Annotated in this window: 23 protein-coding genes and 1 pseudogene; 17 read left to right on the top strand and 7 right to left on the bottom strand. The window is 62.6% G+C overall.

Going from position 1 to position 24,846, the window contains the following annotated elements; translation table 11 throughout:
* Positions 1-219 precede the first annotated feature (219 nt).
* The 5 genes from AC56PL_RS16445 (at position 220) to AC56PL_RS16425 (ending at position 5,355) form a co-directional block, all read left to right on the top strand.
* Complete coding sequence (locus AC56PL_RS16445) at positions 220-795, top strand: TerD family protein (RefSeq protein WP_495516427.1); 576 nt, start codon at positions 220-222, stop codon at positions 793-795.
* A 113-nt stretch (positions 796-908) separates the two neighbouring features.
* The gene (locus AC56PL_RS16440) at positions 909-2,027 is read left to right on the top strand and encodes a DUF475 domain-containing protein (RefSeq protein WP_495516426.1); all 1,119 of its coding nucleotides are present in this window, start codon (positions 909-911) and stop codon (positions 2,025-2,027) included.
* A gap of 126 nt (positions 2,028-2,153) precedes the next feature.
* Positions 2,154-3,263 carry a ferredoxin reductase gene (locus AC56PL_RS16435; RefSeq protein ID WP_497154523.1) on the top strand — a complete coding sequence of 370 codons (1,110 nt, stop codon included), beginning with the start codon at positions 2,154-2,156 and terminating at the stop codon, positions 3,261-3,263.
* A gap of 45 nt (positions 3,264-3,308) precedes the next feature.
* Positions 3,309-4,547, top strand: a complete 1,239-nt coding sequence (locus AC56PL_RS16430; RefSeq protein ID WP_495516424.1) for a fatty acid desaturase — start codon at positions 3,309-3,311, stop codon at positions 4,545-4,547.
* Positions 4,548-4,590: 43 nt separating this feature from the next.
* Complete coding sequence (locus tag AC56PL_RS16425) at positions 4,591-5,355, top strand: adenylate/guanylate cyclase domain-containing protein (protein ID WP_495516423.1); 765 nt, start codon at positions 4,591-4,593, stop codon at positions 5,353-5,355.
* Here AC56PL_RS16425 and AC56PL_RS16420 read toward each other — a convergent pair.
* Positions 5,328-5,954, bottom strand: coding sequence for an LmrA/YxaF family transcription factor (locus AC56PL_RS16420; RefSeq protein WP_495516422.1), 627 nt, complete (start codon positions 5,952-5,954; stop codon positions 5,328-5,330). The genes AC56PL_RS16425 and AC56PL_RS16420 overlap by 28 nt on opposite strands.
* A 189-nt stretch (positions 5,955-6,143) precedes the next feature.
* Between AC56PL_RS16420 and AC56PL_RS16415 the strand changes: the two genes are divergently transcribed.
* The 7 genes from AC56PL_RS16415 (at position 6,144) to malQ (ending at position 14,738) form a co-directional block, all read left to right on the top strand.
* Positions 6,144-6,563 (top strand): hotdog fold thioesterase, encoded by a 420-nt coding sequence (locus tag AC56PL_RS16415; RefSeq protein ID WP_495516899.1) that lies wholly within the window; start codon positions 6,144-6,146, stop codon positions 6,561-6,563.
* A gap of 49 nt (positions 6,564-6,612) precedes the next feature.
* Entirely contained in the window at positions 6,613-7,995 is a 1,383-nt protein-coding gene (locus AC56PL_RS16410) for a phosphatase PAP2 family protein (RefSeq protein WP_495516421.1), read from the top strand.
* 54 nt (positions 7,996-8,049) lie between these two features.
* A complete protein-coding gene (locus AC56PL_RS16405) occupies positions 8,050-8,625 on the top strand; it encodes a 2Fe-2S iron-sulfur cluster-binding protein (RefSeq protein ID WP_495516420.1) in 576 nt (191 codons plus the stop codon).
* A complete protein-coding gene (locus AC56PL_RS16400; protein ID WP_495516419.1) occupies positions 8,622-9,620 on the top strand; it encodes an FAD binding domain-containing protein in 999 nt (332 codons plus the stop codon). Before AC56PL_RS16405 ends, AC56PL_RS16400 begins: the two co-directional genes overlap by 4 nt.
* Positions 9,617-11,734: a molybdopterin cofactor-binding domain-containing protein gene (locus AC56PL_RS16395; RefSeq protein WP_495516418.1), complete on the top strand. Its 2,118-nt coding sequence runs from the start codon at positions 9,617-9,619 to the stop codon at positions 11,732-11,734. Before AC56PL_RS16400 ends, AC56PL_RS16395 begins: the two co-directional genes overlap by 4 nt.
* 438 nt (positions 11,735-12,172) lie before the next feature.
* Entirely contained in the window at positions 12,173-12,574 is a 402-nt protein-coding gene (locus tag AC56PL_RS16390; protein WP_497154522.1) for a VOC family protein, read from the top strand.
* 37 nt (positions 12,575-12,611) lie between these two features.
* Positions 12,612-14,738: a 4-alpha-glucanotransferase gene (malQ, locus tag AC56PL_RS16385; RefSeq protein ID WP_497154833.1), complete on the top strand. Its 2,127-nt coding sequence runs from the start codon at positions 12,612-12,614 to the stop codon at positions 14,736-14,738.
* 13 nt (positions 14,739-14,751) lie between these two features.
* Here the strand turns inward: malQ and AC56PL_RS16380 are convergent, their stop codons facing one another.
* The 4 genes from AC56PL_RS16380 to AC56PL_RS16365 form a co-directional block, all read right to left on the bottom strand.
* Complete coding sequence (locus tag AC56PL_RS16380; protein ID WP_495516416.1) at positions 14,752-15,588, bottom strand: alpha/beta fold hydrolase; 837 nt, start codon at positions 15,586-15,588, stop codon at positions 14,752-14,754.
* 170 nt (positions 15,589-15,758) lie between these two features.
* Entirely contained in the window at positions 15,759-16,787 is a 1,029-nt protein-coding gene (gene corA, locus AC56PL_RS16375; RefSeq protein WP_497154521.1) for a magnesium/cobalt transporter CorA, read from the bottom strand.
* Positions 16,788-16,816: 29 nt separating this feature from the next.
* Positions 16,817-17,425 (bottom strand): DUF6611 family protein, encoded by a 609-nt coding sequence (locus AC56PL_RS16370; protein ID WP_497154520.1) that lies wholly within the window; start codon positions 17,423-17,425, stop codon positions 16,817-16,819.
* A 185-nt stretch (positions 17,426-17,610) separates the two neighbouring features.
* On the bottom strand, positions 17,611-18,120 hold the full coding sequence (locus AC56PL_RS16365) for a hypothetical protein (protein WP_497154519.1): 510 nt from the start codon (positions 18,118-18,120) through the stop codon (positions 17,611-17,613).
* A 256-nt stretch (positions 18,121-18,376) separates the two neighbouring features.
* Here AC56PL_RS16365 and AC56PL_RS16360 point away from each other — a divergent pair, with 256 nt between their 5' ends.
* From AC56PL_RS16360 to AC56PL_RS16350, 3 genes are all read left to right on the top strand, one after another.
* Positions 18,377-19,729 (top strand): FAD-dependent oxidoreductase, encoded by a 1,353-nt coding sequence (locus AC56PL_RS16360; RefSeq protein WP_495516412.1) that lies wholly within the window; start codon positions 18,377-18,379, stop codon positions 19,727-19,729.
* Positions 19,730-19,791: 62 nt separating this feature from the next.
* Entirely contained in the window at positions 19,792-20,883 is a 1,092-nt protein-coding gene (locus tag AC56PL_RS16355) for a homogentisate 1,2-dioxygenase (protein ID WP_495516411.1), read from the top strand.
* Positions 20,880-22,091 (top strand): alpha/beta hydrolase family protein, encoded by a 1,212-nt coding sequence (locus AC56PL_RS16350; RefSeq protein WP_497154518.1) that lies wholly within the window; start codon positions 20,880-20,882, stop codon positions 22,089-22,091. The genes AC56PL_RS16355 and AC56PL_RS16350 overlap by 4 nt, the downstream gene beginning before the upstream one ends.
* Before the next feature lie 27 nt (positions 22,092-22,118).
* Here AC56PL_RS16350 and AC56PL_RS16345 read toward each other — a convergent pair whose 3' ends face one another.
* Entirely contained in the window at positions 22,119-23,150 is a 1,032-nt protein-coding gene (locus AC56PL_RS16345; protein ID WP_497154517.1) for an oxygenase MpaB family protein, read from the bottom strand.
* Positions 23,151-23,211: 61 nt separating this feature from the next.
* Positions 23,212-23,805 carry a helix-turn-helix domain-containing protein gene (locus tag AC56PL_RS16340; protein WP_495516408.1) on the bottom strand — a complete coding sequence of 198 codons (594 nt, stop codon included), beginning with the start codon at positions 23,803-23,805 and terminating at the stop codon, positions 23,212-23,214.
* A gap of 94 nt (positions 23,806-23,899) precedes the next feature.
* On the opposite strand from AC56PL_RS16340, the pseudogene AC56PL_RS16335 reads away from it, so the two are divergent.
* Together AC56PL_RS16335 and AC56PL_RS16330 are read left to right on the top strand one after the other, a co-directional pair.
* A pseudogene (locus tag AC56PL_RS16335) lies at positions 23,900-24,085 on the top strand (FAD-dependent oxidoreductase); the annotation flags it as partial.
* Positions 24,086-24,181: 96 nt separating this feature from the next.
* Entirely contained in the window at positions 24,182-24,844 is a 663-nt protein-coding gene (locus AC56PL_RS16330; protein ID WP_497154516.1) for a class I SAM-dependent methyltransferase, read from the top strand.
* Positions 24,845-24,846 lie beyond the last annotated feature (2 nt).

The raw sequence follows: 24,846 nt of genomic DNA, 5'->3' as shown, positions 1-24,846 counted from the left end.
GGCGACAATCGCCGCCCGTGGCGGTCGGCGATCACCGGTAATGCGGCACCTGTCATTCGAACCGTGCATAGATCGCGCAAAAATGTGGAGGTATCGGAGTGGACGGCGCCAACGATGTCCATATTCACGTACGGTTGACGACAAGGCTCGGCTCCATGCCAGCGTTTGGCGCGGAATCGGCCTACTCAACGTATGAATCAACCTCAGGAAGGTACTGACATGGGCGTCAGCTTGAGCAAGGGTGGCAACGTCTCTTTGACCAAAGAGGCTCCGAACCTGACCGCAGTGGCGGTCGGACTCGGCTGGGACATCCGTTCCACCACCGGCACAGACTTCGACCTTGATGCCAGCGCCATCGCTACCGGAGCTGACAAGAAGGTCGTCTCCGATCAGCACTTCATCTTCTTCAACAACCTGCGGTCGCCGGACGGCTCGATCGAGCACACCGGCGACAACACCACCGGTGAGGGTGAAGGCGACGATGAGGTCATCAACGTCGATCTGGCGGCTGTGCCGCCGAACATCGAATCGGTGGTCTTCCCCGTCTCGATCTACGACGCTGATTCGCGCGCGCAGTCGTTCGGACAGATCCGTAACGCATACATCCGCGTGACCGACCGCTCCAACGGCACCGAACTCGCCCGCTACGACCTGTCCGAGGATGCGTCCACCGAAACCGCCATGGTGTTCGGAGAGCTGTACCGCAACGGTGCAGAGTGGAAGTTCCGCGCCATCGGCCAGGGCTACGCCTCCGGACTCGCAGGCATCGCCCGCGACTACGGCGTCAATGTCTAGTTCGACCATCGAAGTCGAATAACTGAAGTCGTATGATTCAGCACTATCGCGGAACCTTCCGGGGCTCCGCGATAGTGCTGTTGATACGTAAGAGCAACAATTAAGGAGCACGGGTGGTCATCCGCACATTCGGGATCTCGATCCTAATCACGATCGTCTCGTTGGGCGTTGCATTCCTCTACGGGGGGTGGACCGCGCTCGCGCTCTGCTTGATCCTCGGCATCCTCGAGGTATCACTGTCATTCGACAACGCGGTCATCAATGCGACCGTGCTGGAGAAGATGAGTGAGTTCTGGCAGAAGATCTTCCTCACCATCGGCATCCTCATCGCCGTCTTCGGCATGCGTCTGCTGTTCCCGCTGCTCATCGTGTGGGTCACGGCCGGACTGAATCCGGTCGAAGCATTCGACCTGGCCATGAATGTGCCCGAAGAAGGCTCCGGTCAGGAATCGTATGAAGAGATTCTCACCGCAGCACATCCGCAGATCGCTGCGTTCGGCGGCATGTTCCTGTTCATGCTCTTCCTCAATTTCATCCTCGAGGACAACGAGATCAAGTGGCTGACGTGGCTCGAGAAGCCACTGGCCACCATCGGCAAGCTCGATCAGCTCGCCGTTGTCATCGCAGGCGGCAGCCTCGTGCTGATCGCGGAGTTCCTCGCCGCCGACGACCAGCGCTCGACGGTCATGGTCGCGGGCGTCCTCGGCATCATCACCTACATCGCCGTCAACGGTCTCGGCCAGTTGTTCCACACCGAGGAACTGACAGCCGAACACGAACAGGCCGAGAAGTCGGGTGGACCCTCCGACCTGGCGAAGGCGACCGGTAAAGCGGGCTTTTTCCTCTTCCTCTACCTCGAGGTCCTCGACGCGTCGTTCTCCTTCGATGGCGTCATCGGCGCGTTCGCGATCACCGCAGACCCGATCATCATCGCTCTGGGCCTTGGGTTCATCGGAGCAATGTTCGTCCGCTCCATCACCGTGTACCTGGTCCGTGCCGGCACCTTGTCCGAGTACCGGTACCTCGAGCACGGTGCCCATTGGGCAATCGGCGCACTCGCTGCGATCCTGTTCTTCTCGATCAAGTGGCACATCAACGAGATCATCACCGGTCTGGTCGGAGTGGCGTTCATCGGCGCAGCAGCGTTGTCGAGTATCTACGCCAACCGCCGCGACGAGGCCGACAAGGCGGACTCCGATTCGTCCGAAAAGGATGTCGCCACGACCAGCTAGTTCCTGACACGGCCGGACGCTGATCGGCTCCGCCCACCCGGTGTACACATGTACACTCGAAATCGCGCACAGCGACGGCGATACAAACCGCCATCGATTCCATCCTGAGCGAGGGGAGTGTGGGCAGTGGGCATAGTTAAATGGAGCAAGCGTCCGGCCGCGCAGGTTCAGACCACGCGTCCGCAGGTCAATGTCGCCCGTGGTCTGGTGGCCAGAGCAACGACGCCACTACTGCCGGACGACTACCTGCATCTGCTCAACCCGCTGTGGTCGGCACGCGAAATGCGGGGAAAGATCGTCGATGTCCGCAAGGAAACCGACGACACCGCCACCGTCGACATCAAGACCGGTTGGGGATTTCGTCATAATTACCGTCCCGGACAATATGTGGGGATCGGTCTTCAGATAGATGGCCGATGGCACTGGCGCTCGTACTCGCTGACATCCATTGCAGGCGATGGAAAAGTCATCTCGGTGACGGTGAAGGCCAACCCGGACGGTTTTCTCTCCAGCCACCTCGTAGATGGCGCGGTGCCGGGCACCGTCATCCGGCTCGCCGCACCCAAAGGCGACTTCTCGCTACCGAATCCGGTACCCGACAAAATTCTCTTCCTCACTGCCGGGTCCGGCGTGACACCGGTGATGGCAATGCTCCGGGCACTCGACGGCCGAGGGCAGATGCCCGACGTGGTGCACATCCACTCCGCCCCGGACCGCGAAAGTGTCATCTTCCACGACGAGCTCATCGGATTGGAGAACACCTCCGAGGGGTACGAGCTGGAAATGCGTCTGACCCGCGAACACGGCAAGCTCGATCTCAACGACCTGTCGTCCGTCGTCCCTGATTGGCAGGAACGTGAATGTTGGGCCTGCGGTCCGGTGGAGATGCTCGACGCCGCAGAACAGGTGTGGGAACGTGGCGGGCTACGAGACCGGTTACACATTGAGCGCTTCGCCATCGCACGCACCGACAAGGGTGGTGAAGGTGGCACCGTCACCTTCACGAAGTCCAACAAAGAAGCACAGATCGATGGGGCGACAACGCTTCTGGAGGCCGGCGAAGAACTCGGTATCCAGATGCCGTTCGGCTGCCGGATGGGGATCTGCCAATCGTGCGTGGTCCCACTGGAAGGCGGATACGTACGCGACCTGCGTTCCGGGGACGAACGTAGAGAAGGGGACCGAATCCAGACATGTATCAGCACCGTCTCTGGTGAATGCACGCTGGATCTCTGAGCCGGCACACGTGCGAACCGACAAGTAACACAGGGGGTAATTGCAATGGCGATCACCGATATCGATCGATACGCACACCTGTCCGAGGCCGATGTGGAGGCTCTCGGAAGGGAGTTCGACGCGATACGCCGGGACATCGAAGAATCCCGTGGGGAGTCGGACGCCCGGTACATCCGCCGAACCATTGCGTTGCAACGGGGTCTGGCTGCCGGTGGTCGTGCGGTGCTGTTCGCAAGCCACAAGAGGCCGGCATGGATCGCCGGTGCGGCGATGCTCGGCGTTGCCAAGATCATCGAAAACATGGAACTCGGGCACAACGTCATGCACGGGCAATGGGACTGGATGAACGATCCCGAAATCCATTCCTCGTCATGGGAATGGGACACCACGTGCCCGAGCGTTCAGTGGAAGCACTCCCACAACTTCATCCACCACAAATACACCAACATCGTCGGCCTCGACGACGACGTGGGCTACGGGATCCTGCGGGTCACCCGTGACCAACGTTGGGAGTGGTGGAATCTCGGGAACCCGGTCTACAACTTCCTTCTCGGAACCTTCTTCGAGTACGGGGTGGCGCTGCACCATGTCGAGGCCGAAAAGGTCCGCAAGGGTGAGAAAAGCATGCGTGACGTCGTCAAAGACCTCAAGATCATCGGCCGCAAGGTCGGTAAGCAGGCCGCCAAGGATTACGTGATCTTCCCGGCGTTGTCCGGCCCCAACTGGAAACACACGCTCACGGCGAATCTCACGGCGAACTTCATTCGGAACTACTGGACGTACGCGGTCATCTTCTGCGGGCACTTTCCCGACGGCGCCGAGAAGTTCACCAAAGCCGAATACGAAAGTGAAGACCAGGCCCGCTGGTACCTGCGACAGATGTTGGGGTCGGCCAATATTCGCGCCGGACGGCTGATGCGGTTCATGACCGGCAATCTCAGTCATCAGATCGAGCATCATCTCTTTCCGGATCTGCCCAGCAACCGCTACGAAGAAATCGGTGTCCGCGTCCGCGAACTGTGCGACAAATACGACCTGCCGTACACCACGGGATCACTGGCACATCAGTATCTGCAGACCTTCCGCACCATCGCGAAGTTGGCGCTTCCCAATGCGATGCTCTCGGCAACCGTCGACGATGCCCCCGAGACCGCTTCGGAACTTCGCTTCAACGTCCGCGAGGGGATGCACACGAGCTTCGGTCCAGATCCGGAAACCGGACGCCGTCGAGGACTACGCACCGCCCTGCGTGAACTACGCGATTCGAAAGTGAAGGTGGCCTGACATCGCCGGTCGTTTTGCGCAGACGCGAGACGGGGCCCGCCAGGTGGGGGAGTTCCTGGCCCGGTCCGACAGCAACGCGACCGTGGTGCGGGTCGCGCGTGCTGTCCGGATCAGAACCCCGGGTGCCGGGGCCGAGGTGAAATCGGACCGGATGCGCAGTTCTGACCGGGTCGCCGGTCTGATCGCCCAGGCGAGGGGTGAAGCACCCAGTGCCTTACGCGAGCTCGGTTTGGCTGCCGTCGAATCGTGGCAGGCACTCGTCGCACGGCGCGGCAGTTCCACTCCCGCAGGTGGCCCGGTGACGATCTTGTTCACCGACCTGGTGGGATTTTCCACGTGGGCTCTCGGCGCGGGTGACGACGCCGTCCTGTCACTACTCGGCGAGGTCAATCGCGCCAGTGAGGAGATCATCACCCGGCGTGGTGGGACCGTGACGAAGTACCTGGGCGATGGCCTGATGGCGGTGTTCCGTGACGGAACCGATGCCATCGAGGCCGCACACGAAGCCGGACTCGCGGTCAGCGCAATCACGCTCGACGGCTATCGGCCCGCGCTCCGTGCGGGCCTACACACGGGCGAGCCGCGTGCCGTCGGCGATGATTTCCTCGGTGTCGACGTCAATATCGCGGCCCGGGTGGCCGACGCCGCCTCAGCCGGTGAGGTCTTGGCGACCGAAGCAACGTTGGCGGCCACCGATGACAGCAAATACATCAAGCGGCGCAGACGCTTTCGCGCCAAGGGCACGCCCAAAGATCTCATCGTGTACGCAGTTGTACCGCGTTACGACGATGTGGCCGACGAAGGTTGATCTTCCTTTGGAAGCGACAGGTAGAGCGCCTTCAACTGCTCGGCCGCCACGTCCAGTGATCTGACGTCTCCTTGGCTGCGACATTGCACGATCGAACCCTCGATCGCGTTCACCACAAAGAGACCGAAATCCTGGGCGGCGGTCTCGATGACACCGTCAGCCACCGCTGCCTGCGCCACGAGATCTCGCCACCGGTCGAACGCGACGTTGGCAGTGGCCGCAACCAGGGGTTCGTCCGGCGCTGCCATGGCGGCAGCCACCACCGGACACCCCAGCGCGAACTCCGAGCGGACCAATTCCCTCTTCCACCACTTGATCAAACCGTCGATGGCATCGATCGGGGTCCGGGTGGCTGTCAGGTCGGCGATGAACGCCGTTATCTGCTCGCCGGCAGCAGTGGTGGCATCGGCGATGAGCTCCGATTTCCCGTCGGGAAAGTGCTGGTAGATGGAGTTTCGGGCAGAACCGCTGCGTTTGAGTAGGTCCGCGACACTCGTTGCGAAAACACCTCGGCGTCGAACGAGATCTATCGCCGTGCCGACCAAGCGCTCTCGCGGCCCGGCCGTGCCATCGAATTGCTGCATCGGATAGCCCGTCACGGCGCCTCGTTCCCTCTCGCCATAGTGGATAGACCGATCGGTCCACTGCGGTGTTAGGATCGCAATGTATGGATCGACTGGTCCATAATCTACCAGGAGGGATCGCCCATGACTGCCCAGGCCGCACCGTCAGACACTGCATCTTCAGGTTCTGTATCTCCCGACGCAGCAGCGCCGCGCATCGAGGAGATGAACGGCCTCGAGGTCCTTCGCTTCCTGACTTCGCTTCCGCAGCAACCACCGAACATCTCGCAACTGATGGGCATGGAGATCGACAGCCTGGAAGAGGGTGTGGTGCAGTTCAGTCTGCGGGCCCGGCCGGATATGACCAATCCGATCGGGTCACTGCACGGAGGCATTTGTGCCACCCTGCTCGACTCGGTGATGGCGTGCGCCGTGCACACCACGCTGGCGCCTGGTGTCGGCTACGGAACCCTGGAACTCAAGGTCAACTACATTCGCTCGGTGCCGACCGATGGACGCCGAATCATCGGGCACGGCAAGGTGATCCACACCGGGCGGCGCACTGCCACCGCAGAAGGCCAAATCTACGACGAAGCAGGGAAGCTGATTGCCCACGGCACTACCACCTGCATCATCCACAGCTGATCGGGCAGTGTTGCCGCCCGGGTCCGACCGCTCTACCTAGACTGCACAGGTGAGAAAAAGCAGCAGATCTACTGTCGGGCACGAACCGGGCGTGGTCGAGCCGGCCTTGCGTTATCTGACGTTGTCGGCCAATCACGGCAAACTGTGGTTCGCCGTTGCGGGCGTCCTTGCCTGCAGCGGAAAACGTTATCGGCGTGCGGGTTTGCGTGGGGTCGGGTCGCTAGCCGGAGCGAGTCTGCTGTCCAATGCGGTGCTCAAGCCGCTGTTCGGCCGCGGCCGCCCACCGGTTGATCCGCTGCTCCCGCCTGCACTTCGCAAGATGCCCTGGACCTCGTCGTTCCCGAGTGGACACAGCGCTTCTGCGGCGGCCTTTGCCGTGGGCGCGGCTCTGGAGCGCCCGCGCACTCTGATCGTCTTGGCGCCGCTGGCCACGGCTGTTGCCTACTCGCGGGTCCATCTCGGTGTCCACTACCGCAGCGACGTCCTCGCGGGCGCAGCAGTCGGGGCCGGAGTGGCTCTGGCCGGACACCACCTGTGGCCCGCGGCACCGGCGGGCCCGGCCCGGACCGCTCCGGGTGTGGCGCCGGCACTACCCGGCGGAGAAGGTCTGACCGTTGTGATCAACTCCAAAGCCGGCAGTTCCGAAGGCGCGAAGGAACGCATCCTCGAGGTTCTCCCATCGGCTCATATCGTTCAGTGGGATCCCGAGACCCCACTGTCCGAACAGGTCCCGTCCGATGCCCGGGCGCTGGCCGTGGCCGGGGGAGATGGCACCGTTGCCACGGTTGCCCAGCTGGCGATCGACCGCGATCTTCCCCTGGCAGTCTTCCCGGCCGGGACACTCAACCACTTCGCTCGCACACTGGACCTGGAAACCTACGCCGAAACCGCCGCGGCCGTGACCACCGGATCGGCCGGGACAGTCGACGTCGGGCGGGTCAACGGGACGCTTTTCCTCAACACGGCCGGTTTGGGCGGCTACCCCGGCATGGTTCGACTCAGAGAACGCCTGGAGCACAAGATCGGCAAGTGGCCGGCCGCGGCCTACTCGCTGTACCGCGCCCTGAAGGGCACAAAGCCGATCCGGCTCGACATCAACGGCGAAGAACATCCGGTCTGGGCCGTCTTTGTCGGCAACGGTCTCTACTGGCCACGTGGCCTGAACCCGGGGACCCGTTCCGATCTCGCCGACGGGGTTCTGGACCTGCAGTATCTCCGCGCCGACAAGCGCTTCGGCCGCACCATCGCCGTAATCGCATCCCTCTTCGGCACCGTCGAGCGGAGCCGGGTGCTGCGTTCGGTGCAGTCTGATCGAATCGAAGTCCGTTCCCGGTCGGGCCCTATCCTCGTCGCACACGACGGTGAGGTCGAGGATCCCGTGGACCACATCGTGATGAATCTCGAACCTCGCGCCCTCACCGTCTATCGCTGATCGGGCCGATGCGGTGTTGGTTTGCGCCGCGTCCGCCGCGGGTACGTCGAACGCATGGATGATCAACCCCCACCAGACTTCGTTCGAGCCGAGGGGGCTGACGTTCGCATCACCCTGTCGATCAACGGCACCGACGTTCCCATCGATTGCGACCCACGGACCACCTTGCTCGATGCCTTGCGGGATCGTGCCGGAGCACCCGGCACCAAAAAGGGTTGTGATCGCGGGCAGTGCGGTGCGTGCACCGTCTTGCTCGACGATCGGCGGGTGGTCAGTTGCCTGGTATTCGCCGTCGCCGCACAGGGCCGCCAGATCACCACGATCGAAGGCATCGCCCATACGTCCACCGGTGAAGACCTGCAACGGGCCTTCGTCGATCGTGACGCGCTCCAATGCGGTTACTGCACGCCGGGACAGATCTGTTCGGCTGTGGGGATGCTGGACGAGGTCAAGAACGGATGGCCGAGTGCTGCCACCGAAGACCTCACGGCCAAGGACCTCGCGCTCGAGGACGACGAGATACGAGAACGATTGAGTGGCAACATCTGTCGCTGCGGCGCTTATGTAAATATTTTGGCCGCCGTCCGCGGGGTCGCCGGTGAGGTCCACGAGCCGGGGGCAGTGTCGTGAAGACCTTCGAGTACGTCGCTCCCTCGAGCTTGGATTCGGCCGTGGACCAACTCGGCGCCGATCCTGATGCGCAACTGATCGCCGGTGGTACCAATCTGGTCGATCTGATGAAGTTGGGCGTGAGCGCACCCGCGACTCTCATCGACGTGACAGCGCTACCCCTCGACACCATCGAACTCGATGATGAGGGGTACCTCCACATCGGCGCCACGTCGCGGAACAGTGAGCTGGCCGCGAATCCGATTGTGCGCGAGCACTATCCGGTACTGTCCAGAGCCCTCCTCGACGGCGCGTCGGGACAGCTCCGAAACATGGCCACCACTGCGGGAAATCTCTTTCAGCGCACACGATGTGCCTACTTCATGGATACGGGCAAAGCGTGCAACAAGCGCGAACCGGGATCAGGCTGTTCCGCCCTTTCGGGTATCAACCGCGAGATGGCCATACTCGGTGCCTCCCCGAATTGCGTGGCAACTCATCCATCCGACATGGCGGTCGCGATGGCGGTACTCGACCCACAGCTCGACGTGATCGGTCCGGCAGGCCGGCGGGAGATCGCCTTCGACGACTTCTATCGGTTACCCGGTGAACATCCTGAATCGGACAACACTCTGGGTCGCGATGAGCTGGTGGTGTCGGTGCGGGTACCGCCGTTGCCTGCGGCGCGCAATTCGACGTACCGGAAGGTTCGGGACCGTGCTTCCTTTGCCTTCGCGCTTGTCTCCGTGGCTGCCGTCCTCGAGGTGGCGGACGGCCATGTGGTGACGGCACGGATCGCCTTCGGCGGCGTCGCCCACAAGCCATGGCGTGCCCGCACTGCCGAACGCGCCCTGATCGGCAGGCCGGCAGTCCGCTCTGAATACGTGACCGCGATGGGGATCGAGCTCGGGGCAGCAGAACCCTTGGCGGACAACGCGTTCAAGGTCCCGATGCTCACAGCACTGGCGGCGCAAGTACTTGTCGACCTGACACCTACCGAGGAAGTATCGCGATGACGGCACTGGGAGTCGGACACGATCGGGTCGACGGTGCCGACAAGGTGCGCGGTCTCGCTCAGTACACCGCTGACCGTCCGAGCCCGGACGGCATCGCAGTCGCACACTGTTGTCACGTCGGTGCGCGGATCAGGCTCGGACGGGTGCTCTCCGTCGATGTGGACACGGCGCTGCGACACCCGGGAGTCATCGCAGTGCTGTGGCACCAGAACGCACCGCGACTGCACAGCATCGACGATGCCGAACTGCACGTCCTGCAGTCCGCGGACGTCCACTATCGCGGTCAGATCGTTGCCGCGGTGATCGCTACGTCGGCCGAGTCCGCGCAGGCTGCTGCCGACGCGTTGGCGATCGATTATGAGGAGGCCACCGAGTTCGACAACATCCTGCGCGCCGACCACCCGGATCTCTATGAGCCGGACGGGGCCAACGGCGGCTTTCCTGCCGATTCGGTTCGCGGCGATCCGGATTCCGCGCTGACCACCGCGGAACATGTTGTCGACCGGTGGTACTCAACACCTGCGATGCACAACAACCCGATGGAACCGCATGCCAGCATCGCGTGGTGGCAACAGACCGGCGATGCCACGAGACTGACGGTCTGGGATTCGACGCAGGCGCCGTCCGGTGTCGCGGCGGATCTGGCAACGGTGTTCGACATCGACCCCGAGAACGTCCGGGTGATCGCGGAGCACGTCGGCGGCGGCTTCGGTGGTAAGGGAAGCACGAGGCCCAACGCAGTCCTGGCCGCGATGTCCGCACGTCATGTGCAGCGGCCCGTTCGTATTGTGCTACCGCGGTCGGCAACATTCAGGTTCGTTGGGTACCGGACACCGACATTCTCCCGGGTGGCGTTGGCCTCTGATACCGACGGTCGCCTCACGGCGGTGTGTCACGACACCGTTCAGCAGACTTCCCGGATCATGGAGTTCGTCGAACAGACCGCCGAAGGAACCCGGCACATCTATGGGTCCGAGCACGGTCGAACGAGCCATCGGGTGGCGGCGCTCGATGTGTCCACCCCGCGATGGATGCGGGCACCAGGGGAGTGCCCCGGCATTCATGCGCTGGAATGCGCAATGGACGAGCTCGCCTACGAACTCGGCGTCGACCCGATCGAGTTGAGGATCGAGAACGAACCGGAGGCGGACCCTGCAACCGGGGTTCCGTTCAGCTCACGCAATGTCGTACGTGCGCTGAGGGTCGGGGCAGAGCGGTTCGGGTGGGCCGGACGAAACCCTCTACCGGCGGCAACTCAGATCGGTCGAAAGCTCATCGGCACCGGAGTCGCCCTCGCTTCCTATCCCGCACTCACCTCGCCGAGTAGCGCTCGCGCATGCGCTCGGCCGGACGGCTCATTCGACGTTTCTGTGGCCGCTTCGGATATCGGAACCGGTGCCCGTACCGTGCTCACGCAGATTGCGGCCGACGCACTCGAGGTGCCCTATGCCCGGGTTCGTCTGCACCTCGGCGACAGTGCACTACCGACCGCACCGGGCGCAGGGGGTTCATCGGGAACATCGTCGTGGGGTTCTGCCGTCCACAAGGCCTGTAGTGAGTTGCGATATCGCGTGCACCAGGTTGGCGTACCGCGTGAGTCGCTGGAGGTCGTCGCGGACACCAGCGATGACGTCGAGGCTCGGAAGACACTGCCGAGGGAAGCTTTCGGCGCTCACTTCGCGCGCGTGTCGGTGGACGTCGACACCGGAGAGGTCGCTGTCGAGAAGATGCTCGGCGTGTTTGCTGTCGGCCGGGTCCTGAACCCGCAACTGGCCCGCTCCCAGCTGATCGGAGGGATGACCTTCGGACTGGGCATGGCATTGATGGAAGAGGGCATACCCGACACCGTTTACGGCGGGTTCGGGAACGAGAACATGGCCGATTATCACGTGCCTTCGCACGCCGATGTCCGCGACATCGAGGCGGTGTGGATCGACGAGGAGGACGACGAACTCAATCCGATGGGCAGCAAGGGGATCGGCGAGATCGGAAATGTGGGTTCATCAGCTGCCATCGTCAACGCAGTCTTCCATGCGACGGGCGTTCGCATCAGGGACCTCCCAGTGCGGGCCGACAAACTCCAACCGCTCATCGACCCGTCACTGCGTGGGTGAGCACAGGTCCGTCTCACACGTTGACCCGGCTCTAGATGACCTTCGGTCCCGGCATCGGGGTCGCGGGGTCGGGTCCGGGCGGACTGGGGACCGGATCGGGCGTGGGTAGCGGTGGCTCCGGATCGGGGATCGGAGTCGGAGGTTCGGTACCGGGTCCGGGCTCGGGCCGGGGCGGTTCAGGGGCTGGTATCGGTTGTCCCACAGTCGAACTCCTATGCATCAAGCGGCACTTTCGTGCCTTCCGGTTTCGACCGGAGCGCAGGGACGAGACTCTGCATCGCATGCACTCCACCTCCATCAATACCACTTACCCGCGCACCCGCCGACGATGCCGTCCCGACGCGTGTCAGGCGGATTCGAAGACGGTTCCGGATCTCGCTCCGCGCGCCATTGTGGTCCCTGCGCGGGGAGTTTCGTTTCGTCCGGTAGACAAGACACATGGACGTTCTCAGTGGCCGAATCATCCTGCGCCCGGCCGACCCCGACACCACGCTGGCGTTTTATCGAGATCAGCTGGGACTTGCGATCTCTCGGGAGTACCCGGGCGGCACCGTGTTCTTCGCGGGCGGCACCCTCATCGAGGTCGCCGCCCATCTTTCGGAGGGCGCGGCACCCAGTACGACCGTGCTGTGGCTGCAGGTGCGTGATCTGGCCGCCACCCAAGCCGAGTTGGCGGGGCGCGGCGTTCAGATCGTGCGCGAAGCCCGGTCCGAACCCTGGGGCCTGATCGAGATGCACATCGCCGACCCCGACGGCACGACCATCATCGTGGTGCAGGTACCTGCGGACCACCCGTTGCGCAAAGATCTGCGAACACCCGACCAACCGCCGGTTGCTTGATCAGCGCGGCCTGGCAGAACCTGGCAGCATCAAGATCGTGGGCTACGTCGAGCAACTGAGAGATCTGGCCGAACGCTGCGGCGTCGCGACGTCCTATGAGGGTTGGGACAAGACACACCGCGACGTCTCCACCGAGACCTTGCAACACATCCTCGGAGCGCTCGGCATCCCTGCAGGGTCGGTGGACGAGATCGATCAGGCGCTGATCGATCTCGAGCTCGGTCCCTGGCGACGCACATTGCCACCGGCGATGGTGGTGACCGCAGGTTCCGACGCCACCATCGCGGTCCACGTCCCACACGGTGAGGCTGTGCGGGTGTGGATACAGACCGAGGACGGAGACCGGGTTGACGTCCCTCAACTCAACATCTGGGTCGACCCCAGAGAGATCGACGGACAGCTCGTCGGCCAGGCCACGTTCGCCATCCCGTCCGGGCTGCCCACCGGTTGGCACACGCTGCATGCTGCAGTCGGCGTCGTACACGACTCGGACGAGTTTCCGGTCGCGCAGTGCACGCTCGCTGTCACTCCGCAGCGGTTGACAACCGCAGACAGGCTTTCACATGACCGACGGTGGGGTCTTGCAGCGCAACTGTATTCGGTGCGGTCCCGTCGATCCTGGGGGATCGGCGACCTGTCCGATCTCGCCGACATCGCGCATATCGCCGGATCGGTCCACGGCGCCGACTACGTCCTCGTCAATCCATTGCACGCCGCCGAGCCGAGGCCGCCGATGGAAAGGTCTCCATATCTTCCGACCACCAGGCGCTTTGTCAATCCCGTCTACATTCGTGTCGAGGACATCCCGGAGGCCTCGCAACTATCCGATGACGCACACCACGAGATGCGGTCCTATGCCGCAAAATTCGCAAAGCTGAACACAGATCCCCACCGGATCCGCCGCAACTCCGTCTACCGGGCCAAATTACGGGTCCTCGAATCCGTCTTCCGGGTGCCTCTGAGCCCACGTCGCCGTGGGCAACTCGAGCAGTATCTCGCCGAGGAAGGCCAGGGTCTGCTCGAGTTCGCGACGTGGTGTGCGCTGATCGAGAAATACGGTGCGGCCAGCCCGAAATGGCGAAAATCACTGCGCGATCCCGAAGGTGTGGCGCATCTTCGGCTCAAGTTCGCCGATCGAATTGCGTTCTACAGCTGGTTGCAATGGATCTGCGACGAGCAATTGGCAACTGCACAACAGGTTGCGCTCGATGCCGGTATGGAGATCGGCATCATTCACGATCTGGCGGTCGGGGTGCAGCAGGGCGGTGCGGACGCGTGGACCCTTGGCGATGCGCTGGCCACCGGCGTGTCGGTGGGCGCGCCACCAGATGCCTTCAATCAGCAAGGGCAACTGTGGAATCAGCCTCCCTGGCATCCCTGGCGTCTGGCCGAACAAGGCTACCTCCCGTATCGGGACATGCTCCGGACTGTGCTGCGTCGCGCCGGAGGCTTACGGATCGATCACATCCTCGGGCTGTTTCGGCTCTGGTGGATCCCGGCAGGTGCATCACCGGCCGCAGGCACCTATGTGCGTTTCGATCATGAGGCGCTGATCGGGATATTGGTACTCGAAGCGCAACGCGCGGGTGCGGTGGTCATCGGTGAAGACCTCGGGGTGTTCGAGCCGTTTGTGCAGGATTACCTCAGCGCGCGTGGCATTTTGGGGACATCGATTCTGTGGTTCGAACACGGCGACCTTGCGCCGATCCCGCCAGAGTCATATCGCCGGTTGTGTCTGACCTCGGTCAATACCCATGACCTGCCGCCGACAGCGGGATACCTGGCGGGAGAACATATTCGCCTGCGCGCAGAACTCGGACTCCTCGAACAGGACGAGGCGACCGAACGTGCGCTCGATGCCCGCGATCGGGACGCCATCATCGAGATGGCCCGTGATCGAGGACTGATCAGCGACGACGCCGACGCAGATGCCGTGGTGGACGGACTGCACGCGTTGATCGCGCGCAGTCCGTCCATACTCCTCGGAGTGGCACTCGTCGACGCGGTGGGCGAACGCCGGATCCAGAATCAGCCGGGTACCGACGAGAGCCAATATCCCAACTGGTCGATCCCGCTGGCCGATGGTGACGGAAACCCGGTCCTGGTCGAAGATCTGGCCGACAACAAGCGCTTTGTCCGGTTGGTACGTGCGCTCGACCGTTAGCCCGCCGGCGGCTCTACGTGGTGGCCACCGGGGGAGCAGCGGCATTCTTGAGGGCCCATTCGAGCGCATAGTCGGCAACCGCTTCCCATCCGGGCTCGGCACACGTCCAATGTGATCGACCTTCGAACTCGTAGAAGTCTGTCAGTGCCGACGACTTGTGATAGTGCTTTGCGTTCGATTTGTTCACCGACGCGGGCATGATGTGGTCGGCTCCGCCCGCGATGAACAGCAGCGGCGCGCGGTTGTCGTTGCTGTAGTCGACCCACGTTTCCTGGTGTCCTGGTTTGAAGTTGGCGATCAAACCGTACGCCCACACCCAATTACCCGGTGCGGCAATGTGATAGCGGTCGTACACCTTCGCGGACTCCTCGGCAGACAGCGTGTTGGTGAAAGCGTAGTGAAACTCTTCCGGGGTGAAACCGACCGCCTTGTGTCGGTTGGCCGGGTTCTTCAGGATGGGAAACAGCGACTTGATCTGCGATGGCGGATTGACTCGGACACCTTCGGTGGGTGCGGAGTCCACCACCACCGCTGCGGATCCCAGACCACGGGCCACCAGTAGCTGGGTGAGCGTTCCACCGAACGAATGACCGATGAGTATCGGTGGTGTGGCGACCGACTCGATCACCGCGGCGAGGTGATCCACTGTTTCGGGAACGGTGAGGTTGGCGATGACATCGGGGTTTTCGCGAAGCGCCTCGACCTCGATCTCGAACCCGGGGTATCCCGGCGTCAGCACTTTGTAGCCCTGGTCCTGGTAATGCGTCACCCAGCCTTCCCAACTACGTGGGGTCATCCAGAGTCCGTGGATCAACACGATCGTGTCCGGGGTTGCTGCAGAACTGGTCATGGAGAGGGTCCTTTCTCGAAACAACCGCCGCGCGCGGCGTCGAGTCGGCCGATGTGCCCGATCTGTGAGGAAGGTACTGGCCAGTCCCGGCTGTCAACCGACCGAACCGTGCACAGTTCTGTTCTGAGAGCGCCTGATTCATCGTTTCGGCAACAAAGCACCCCTGCACGTCACAGCCACTTCTGTCGGCGGAAGACCACGTACAAGGCCACCGACGCCGCCACCATCAACACCACGGCCATGGGATAGCCGCCGGCCCAGGCCAACTCGGGCATGGCTTCGAAGTTCATGCCGTAGATCCCGGCGATGAGGGTTGGTGCGAACAGGATCGCACCCCATGACGAGATGCGCTTCACCTGCTCGTTCTGCTCGATACTGACCTGCGTCATCGCGCGAATCTCTTCGTTCTGTTGCTGTGTCACGAGGCTGGCGTGGACCGACAGGGCGTTCTGCAGAGTGGCGCGGAAGGCTTCGGCACGGTCCGTGATGCGCAGTGTGTGGTCGAGAACATCACGAAGCCTGCGGCGCAGTTCGATATCGACGTCGGATTTCTCCGAGCCTTCGCGGAGCGCTTCGATCATGGTCACCAAAGGAACGGTCGCCCGCTGGAATTCCAGCACCTCTCGTGACAGGTCATAAATCCGGCGGGCGACCTCGGGTTGGCCGGTGAACAGTTGGTCTTCGATCTCGTCGATGTCGGCCTGTAGGTCGGCGACAACCGGCTGGTATTCATCGACAACCTGATCGATGATCGCGTAGAGGACAGCTTCGGTGCCCAGGCACAACAACTCCGGCGTCGATTCGAGTCGCAGCCGCACCCTGGCGAGATCCGGCGACTCGGCGTGGCGGACAGTGACCACGAAGTCCGGGCCGATGAAGACGTGGACCTCACCGAACTCGACCCGCTTCGCACGACCGACGTATCGCGCCGGCCGAAGCACCACGAACAGCTGATCGCCATACCCTTCGAGTTTTGGTCGTTGATGCGCGGCGACCGCATCGTCGACAGCCAGGTGATGCAGATCGAATGCTTCTGCCACCAAGTCGATTTCGGAACGGTCCGGTCTGTACAAGCCAATCCAGGACATCCCGTGACGTTCCTGCATCACGTCATAGGTGATGTCGAGGCTCTCGGGGTTTGCAGTTCTTTTGCCGTCGACGTAGACGGCGTTGTCGATGATCGCCACACCCAAACCCATATTCGTCCGTCTGCCGGGCTCACCGGCAGTCACTTCACCGGAGCGCCCTGCAACGAGCCGATCTCGTCGTATATGCGCTGCCAAACAAGTTCGTGCTCAACGGGATCGATGATGCCGCCCTTCAGCGCGCGATCTGCGACGAGCATGATGTCCGCCATGGCAACCAATTTGTCGCGCCGACCGAGAACCGTTTGATCTGTGCACCCTGACATCGTCAACACCGCAACTGTCTTGACCTGATGTCGCAGCGACCCCACATATTGCATGCATGCGAGCCCGAGCAGTATCGCGACCACAATGGACATGACGAGTGCGATAACAGCCGGAACCCCGCACGACTGCAACACGACAGTTCCCAGCAACCCCGCCGAGATGCTCCACATCGACCACCCCCGCCAGACCCGGATACGACGGCGATCAGCAGTTGATGCGCCCGGGGGATACATGGTGATCCGCACGCGCCACATCCCGTAACGCAGATAACTGTGCTCGCACGACCCCCACAGTTGCGAACCCTCCCACAACCGGGACCACCGGTCGGTACCGGAACGCTGCGCCCGTCCCAGAACGTCCAGCGGCGACGGATGGCCGACGCAGGATCCGTCGTGCCCGTTTGTTCCCCGTGAATCTTCACTCATAGTCACATCTGTACTCCTGCTCGAGGCAGCTCAGCTGCGATCCTGACGTACTTTTGACGCTCAACTTGTTGATCTTGACGTGATTCACACGCAGTCACCTGATCGGGCCCGTCTTCGGTGAGTTCGGTTCTAGCCAAGTAGATTCGAGCGATTGCCGGACTGCCCGGGGCGCGCCGGCGAATCGTTCAGTCCGCACGCGGGCCACTCCTCCAGTCATTGATCAATTCGGCAGCACTGCTTGGTTTGATGGTGGCGGGCAGCAGTATTGACGCAATTGAGGGAGCCGGCATGCCATTGAGCGCATGGTCATACCAGATGCCCTTGGATAGGGAACTGACCCACTGATGAAATGGGCGATCAGGACTGATGGTGTCGTGTTTGAGACTGGCGATGAGGACACGTTCCACACCGAAGTCAAGTGTCCATTGCATGACGGTGTTGACCACCGCGCGCTCGATCGACCCCGAGCCGCGGCGCGGCCAATCGATGCCGAAGACAACTCTTGACGCTGCAACGAGTTCCACATCGACAACAACGACACCGGGTATGCCGTGGTCTTGGCGCGTGGCCGGGTGCGTCCGACAGGTCGGTGTGAAGTCTTGCGAAGCACGCTTGAGGCTGTCGTCACGACCGAAGTAAGCGATCGGCCCAGAACTCAACGCGCTGATGGCGCTGCGGTCGGGATGAATGATCATCGCAGTGCGGGTATTCCGGAGAGAGCGAGGAGTGCTGAATCAACCATGGCGGCGAACCTGAGAAAAATCGGTCATGCCCAACGATTACGCCGCACCTTTAGGGCCGTCACGGGCCATCACCGAAATTTGACGCTATTTAAACGCGCACATGAAGACTCCGCGCGACCTCGCTTGCCGCACTCGCGTTTTCGACGCCGCGAGCATCGGACTGTTTGAATCGCACCTTTCGGTCAATGTTGACGGTTACCCTCTGTGCATGCATTGCGTGGTCATTGGTGGGGGATTGGCCGGATTGGCGTCGGCGGTATGGCTTTCGGAGGCCGGCCATCGGGTGACGCTGCTGGAACGGCGAGGGTCGCTCGGTGGTCGGACGATCGCCATGCCCTTGGAAGTCGTCGACGACGTCCCTGACAACGGGCAGCATGTCTTCGCAAGCGGGTATGTCCATCTCATGCGATACCTCGACAGCGTGGGCACGCGCGAGAACGTCTGCTTCCCCGGACATATGACGGTCAGGATGCCCGGCGGTGAGACGCGGCGTTCGGCATTCGGTGGCGTCGCCGGGTTGCGGACGGCGATCGGTGATCTTCCGGGCGTCACCGGTTTGGACCGGCTGCGGACTGCACGCGCGCAGGTCACCCTGATCCGCCAGGCACTACGCCAGCCCGCGTGGCTCGACGACATCACGGCCGACGAATGGTTCCGGCGGATCGGGATGCCGCAGTCGGCACGTGATGCCCTGTGGGACGGGATCGTGATCGGGCTGACCGGAGACAAACCCGACATCTCTTCGGCGAAGGTGCCGGCCGATCTGCTCGTCACCGGGATCCGGCAGGCCCGCCAGACCAAAACGCCGATCTCGATCGGCTACCCGACCGTCGATCTCGACACCCTGTTCATCGACGGCGCTCACAAGGCCTTCGCCAATCACGGTGTCGAAGTGCGGAACCGGGCGGTGGTCGCGTCGGTTGACGTGGTCGACGACACGGTTGCCGGTGTATTCCTCAATGACGGCGAGCGGATCGCAGCCGACGCCGTCATCTGCGCAGTTCCGGTGTGGAACGTGAAGGGCCTACTCGATCAAGTACCAGGTCACGAGCAGATTTACGCGGCCATCGAACACCTGACACCGGTGCCGATCGTGAGTGTCAACCTGTACCTCGACCGTCCGATCGGGATGACCGATTGGGGTGAGATCCTGTACGGCGGAGAGGGCGTTCTCGAGCAGGTCTGGGATCGCCAGCAGATGCACGGGCGCGACCCGGTACGCAACCATTTCTATTCCACGACGGTCTCGGCAGCATACGACCTCACTCAAAAGACCAATGCCGAGATCACCGATATCCAGATGGAGACGCTGCGTCGGTACTACCCCGAAGCCGCCGATGCGGAGGTGATCCACAGCCACGTGGTGCGCATGCCGAAATCCACGTTCGCGCAGCGCCCCGGCACCTCCGGTATCCGACCCGACCAGCGGACCGCGGTGCACGGATTGGCACTGGCAGGGGACTGGACCCGTACCGACTGGACGACCACCATGGAAGGCGCCTGTCAGAGTGCGGCGCGGGCGGTCGAGGTCATCTTGGAATACGCGAACCAGCCGGCCTGATCGATCTCATCGCGGCCTCGTCCGATGGGGCGATTCACCGCAACTGCAAAGGAGTTCGGCAGATGGAGTCGTTTGTCCAGTTCCGCAAGGGAACAACCCCCGATCACGTCCACCGGGACCTCGACGGTCTCAAAGACGACGAACTCGGGCGATACGGCTTCGTAGGCCGGCAGGCTCAGCTCTATCGCCGCAATGACCCCACTCGATATCGGGCGACGGGAACGATCGCACCAACAGATCTCATGGTCGACGATCTCGAACCCACCGACCTCGTCGACGCCGAAGGTGCACCGCTGCTGCTGTTCTCCAATGCGGATGTCCGCTTCCTGCTGAGTCGGCGCAGCGCCACCATGCCCTTCTTCACACGCAATGTGGGCGGCGACGAGTTGATGTTCGTGCACCGCGGCACCGGCGTCTTCCAGACCGAGTTCGGCCGGATTCCCTATGAACCGGGTGACTGGGTGCTGCTGCCCAAGGCAGTGACCTACCGGCAAGTCCCCGACCCTGGCGAACACGCAATACTCATCGTGGAATCGGTGGAAGAGTTCCGGGTTCCTGCCCCCGGCGTCCTGGGGCGGCACCATCCGTTCGATCCGACGATGGCCTTCGTGCCCGATCCCGAGGTGCTGACCGATGGTGGACCCACCTGGCGGGTCCGTTTGGTGCGGCAAGACGCCACCGGAGAGCTCGAGTACGACCACAACCCGTGCGACGTCGAAGGCTGGAAGGGCGACTACTTCCCCTTCAAGTTCAACATTCGCCACTACAACCCGATCCTGTCGGAGAGCGTGCATCTGCCGGCGACCGCCCAGATATTTCTGCAGTCGGAAGGCGTTGCGGTCCTGAACTTCCTGCCGCGTCCTGCTGAATCACGTCCTGGTACCGAACGGCTTCCGTGGTATCACCGCAACGCCGATTACGATGAGGTGGCACTGTTCCACAGCGGTGATCTGTTCGGGATCCCCATGCCTCCCGGGCTCATTTCGCATGCGCCCCAAGGTATCCACCACGGACCACCCGAGGCGGCCCGGGCGCGGGCACGCCGAAAGTCCGACGAATACGACCGGGTCAACTGGTCTGTCATGTCCATCGACGTACATCGTCCGCTCACCGTCAACGCCGACCTCAGCCGAACCAGCGAGGAACAACCATGAGCACCTACCGCCGCACCCCGTTCCTGGTCGTCTTTCCCGAAACCTCGCTCGCGCGGGATATTTACGGGGGAACCGGCGAGAACGTCGCTTTGGAGGGACATCTACTCCGGGGCGACTCCGACGCCGACACCGTTCTGGTGTTCATGCACCCGATCGGCGGCGGGGCCTACCTGCCCATGATCAATGCTCTCGCCCGTGCGGGTCATCATGTGATCTATTGCAACAGCCGGTACCGCGGGAACGATACGGCCTTGTTGATGGAGAAGGTCACCGAAGACCTGGCTGCATGTGTGCGGCACGCCAAAGACGTCCTCGGCTATCGGAATATCGTGCTCGCCGGGTGGAGTGGCGGCGGATCGCTCTCGACGTTCTATCAGGCCCAGGCCGAACATCCCACCGTCACCGCATCACCGTCGGGGGACGGACCGGACCTCACGACGCTGGCGATGCCGCCGGCAGATGGTCTGATGTTGCTTGCCGCCCATGTTTCCCGCCACCAGACCCTCACCGAGTGGATCGACGCGTCCATACTGGACGAGCATGATCCGTCGGTCCGAGATCCCGAACTCGACCTCTACAACCCGTCGAATCCGAATCAGCCGCCGTACAGTCCAGAATTCTTGACCCGCTATCGAGCGGCGCAGGAGGCTCGGAATCGTCGAATCACCCAGTGGGTCAAGGCCAAGCTGGCTCAACTGCGGGAGGCTGGGCGTGAGGTGGACGAGTTTTCGTTTGTTGTCCACGGCACGATGGCCGATCCCCGCTGGCTTGATCCGACCGTCGACCCGAATGATCGCGAACCGGGGGTCTGCTACCTCGGTGATCCCGAGGTTGTGAACATGAGTCCTGTTGGACTGGCGCGGTTTTGCACATTGCGGAGCTGGCTGTCGCAGTGGAGCCTGGACGATGCCAACGCCGATGCGGTGGCCTGCGCACCATCGGTGACAGTGCCGGTCCTGGTCATCGGGAACACCGCAGACGATGCCTGCACGCCCAGCCACACCCGGCGCATCCACGAAGCGTTCGTGAACACCGACGCCCAAATCTATGAAGTCCAGGGAGCGACGCACTACTACTCGGGCCCGAACATGAAGGCCCACCTGGCAGACGCTGTCGGACGGATCACGACGTGGCTGAGCGAGCACGGGTGGGCAGACCACCTGACGGACTCACGTACCGTCGCAACACAATCCGGACATGCGGGGTGAGGCCGGGCCTGGGCGCAGTCCGGGCAATCAGTCGATGCGCAGTGGATAGGTTGCGCGCCGGGCAGCGTGGACAGGGCAGTAGTGCATGGGGTTGTCGCGTTCTGCACCTGATGGCAGGTTGCGTTCCGGTGTCTCCACCAGGGGGGCGTCTTTCGCCACCCGCCCATTGACCCGATCCCAGGCATCACGTGGGCGCGGATGGCGCCGCATCCGCTGGGGAAGCAGTCGGTGCATCACCAGATTCACGCCCTTGCCGTAGAGCGTGAACAGCTTCTCGTCCCGGGCGGACCACTCGAGGCCCAACATCTCGCGGATCGGTTCGTCATAGAAACCGGTGGTCATCCACATGAAGAACCGCTGATTCCCCGGAGCGATGAATCGCTCCCAGAACCCGGTCGGAATGAACCGGAGAAACGGGGGAGGCGGCAACTGTCCGATGTCGAGCACCGTGCGAACCGCGGGATGATCACGGAGTTCGTTGCGGCACATGTGGTCCCAGTACGCCAGAAAATCTTCGTACGTGTCGGGAACCGGGCGCATCGAGACGCCGTACATTGCGTACCACGCCTTCGACTCCTCAAAGAGCTGCCGCTTCTGGTCTTCCGTCAGCCACGGCCCGAAGCGCTCGCACAACCGGATGTTGCCGTACCAGAAGGTGGCGTGGGCCCAATAGAAGACATCGGGATCGAGTGCGTGGTAGCGGCCGCCATCTTCCATGTGGCCCTTGATGTCTCGGTGATAGTCGCGAACCTCACGGCCGGTCTGCGTGCCGCCGTCGAACACAACTCCGCTGATCGGGTAGAGAGATCGCATCAACCGCTGCCAGCGTTCACCGAAGAAGTCGGAGTGTTCCCAGACCGCGGCGCCCAACTTGGGATGCATGTTCTGCATCGATCCGGCCCACAGTCCGGTGAACATGCCCGTCCAGGTGCCCCAGATCTGCCAGGTCAACGAGTCGGGGCCGAGAGGTGCGTAGTCGTCAGCTCGCGCAACTGGCGCCTCAGCGCTGGTTGCCTCATTCCCGCCCTCGTCCACGGGAGCGGTCGGCAAGTCTGTCATGAGACGAAAGTGTAGATTTGTCTCACTGGCGTGTCAATGCGCACTGCCCGCCGCCATGTCGTCATTGCTCTGACCGGGCACGAAGATGCGCGCGCTCACCTTGCTGGCCGAAGAGAATGATCAGCTCAGCAGATGCGTCATCTGCGGTAGAAAACCAGTGCGGGACATGGGTATCGAATTCGGCTGCTTCGCCGGGGGTGAGGACTAGATCTTGGTCTCCGAGAACGAGTCGGACCCGCCCGTTGAGTATGTACAGCCATTCGTACCCTTCGTGCGAGGAAGGTGTCGGCGTGTCACCGAACCGTGCCGCCGGAATAATGAGCTTGTGTGCCTGCACTCCTCCGGCGCGGCGGGTGAGCGGTAGCCATGTCATCCCGTACCGGGTCACCGGCTGCAGATGAACCCGCGGATCCCCCGTCAACGGTCCACCGATCACTTCGTCGACCTGCATTCGGTACGTCCTCGCCAGAGCGAGTAGTTGCTCGAGGGTCGGGTGACGCTGTCCCGACTCCAGCCGAGACAGCGTGCTCTCGGAAATCCCGGTGGCTGCGGAGAGGTCGGAGAGAGTGGTCTCGCGCAGCTTGCGAAGGACACGTAGCCGGGGCCCGACTGCGCTGATGGTCTGCTCCAGGTAAGTGCTCATATCGGAGTTCATGGCTACATCTTGACAGATCAGCAAGGGAACTTGTCACCGAATGTTCGGGCAGTTCATATTCATCGTGGGGGTACTCACAATGAACGGACAAGACATGAACAATCGATCCGGTACCTGGGATGTTGCAGTGATCGGTGGCGGTGCCGCCGGGCTGAGCGCAGCGGTGACACTGGCGCGTTCACGCCGCTCGGTGATCGTTGTCGATGCCGGACGCCCCCGCAATGCGCCCGCCGAGGGAGTGCACAATTCGCCGACTCGGGACGGGGCGACTGCCCCCGCAGCACCTGATGCGTTCTCCGCCGCAGCGGAAGCGGAAGTGTGCGAACGAGTACTCGGCGAACGGCGACACGGATTTTCACCGAACTGAAGGATGACAGTGACCAACCATAAAGAAAGTTCTAACGTCCCACACCCCGCCAATGCGTCCGAGTCGTTTTGGGAACCGCACTACCAGAGGAACATTCGACCTTGGACGGGTCTACCCAATGCCATCCTCTCCGATATCGCCGCCGACCTGACTCCGGCATCGGTATTGGATATCGGCTGCGGCGAAGGAGGGGACGCACTCTGGCTCGCAGGCAGAGGATGGACGGTCACGGCCATCGACGTCTCCGCCACTGTGCTCGAACGCGCCCGCACCCAAGCTGGCGAACGTGGCCTTACGGCAAACGTGACCTTCGAGAAATGCGATGTTTCACAGTCTTTTCCGGAAGGATCCTTCGATCTGGTGTCCGCACAGTATTTCCACACTCCGATTGGCATCCCCAGAGAACGAGTCCTCCGTAGAGCAGCAGCGACCGTCGCACTGCAGGGTGTGCTTCTGATCGTCGATCATGCCTCGACCGCCCCCTGGTCCTGGAACCAAGACGCTGACACTCGGTTCCCGACAGCACAAGACACCCTGGTCAAACTTGACCTCGTCGACGATCACTGGCAGCCGATACGCGTCGAAGCAGCACAGCGAACCGCATCAGGACCTAACGGGCAGACGGCCACCGTGACTGACAACGTCATCGCGCTCCGCCGCGTCGACCGCTAGAA

Source organism: Williamsia sp. Y721, from assembly GCF_059683565.1.
The sequence above is the reverse complement of the archived record's forward strand: the minus strand, read 5'-3'. Positions and strand labels throughout refer to the sequence as shown.

Coding starts and splice junctions, on each gene's coding strand:
- AC56PL_RS16445 (WP_495516427.1), top strand. CDS start 220: ATGGGCGTCAGCTTGAGCAAGGGTGGCAACGTCTCTTTGACCAAAGAG.
- AC56PL_RS16430 (WP_495516424.1), top strand. CDS start 3,309: ATGGCGATCACCGATATCGATCGATACGCACACCTGTCCGAGGCCGAT.
- AC56PL_RS16415 (WP_495516899.1), top strand. CDS start 6,144: ATGAACGGCCTCGAGGTCCTTCGCTTCCTGACTTCGCTTCCGCAGCAA.
- AC56PL_RS16405 (WP_495516420.1), top strand. CDS start 8,050: ATGGATGATCAACCCCCACCAGACTTCGTTCGAGCCGAGGGGGCTGAC.
- AC56PL_RS16395 (WP_495516418.1), top strand. CDS start 9,617: ATGACGGCACTGGGAGTCGGACACGATCGGGTCGACGGTGCCGACAAG.
- AC56PL_RS16390 (WP_497154522.1), top strand. CDS start 12,173: ATGGACGTTCTCAGTGGCCGAATCATCCTGCGCCCGGCCGACCCCGAC.
- AC56PL_RS16380 (WP_495516416.1), bottom strand. CDS start 15,588: ATGACCAGTTCTGCAGCAACCCCGGACACGATCGTGTTGATCCACGGA.
- corA (WP_497154521.1), bottom strand. CDS start 16,787: ATGGGTTTGGGTGTGGCGATCATCGACAACGCCGTCTACGTCGACGGC.
- AC56PL_RS16370 (WP_497154520.1), bottom strand. CDS start 17,425: ATGAGTGAAGATTCACGGGGAACAAACGGGCACGACGGATCCTGCGTC.
- AC56PL_RS16365 (WP_497154519.1), bottom strand. CDS start 18,120: ATGATCATTCATCCCGACCGCAGCGCCATCAGCGCGTTGAGTTCTGGG.
- AC56PL_RS16360 (WP_495516412.1), top strand. CDS start 18,377: ATGCATTGCGTGGTCATTGGTGGGGGATTGGCCGGATTGGCGTCGGCG.
- AC56PL_RS16355 (WP_495516411.1), top strand. CDS start 19,792: ATGGAGTCGTTTGTCCAGTTCCGCAAGGGAACAACCCCCGATCACGTC.
- AC56PL_RS16350 (WP_497154518.1), top strand. CDS start 20,880: ATGAGCACCTACCGCCGCACCCCGTTCCTGGTCGTCTTTCCCGAAACC.
- AC56PL_RS16345 (WP_497154517.1), bottom strand. CDS start 23,150: ATGACAGACTTGCCGACCGCTCCCGTGGACGAGGGCGGGAATGAGGCA.
- AC56PL_RS16340 (WP_495516408.1), bottom strand. CDS start 23,805: ATGAACTCCGATATGAGCACTTACCTGGAGCAGACCATCAGCGCAGTC.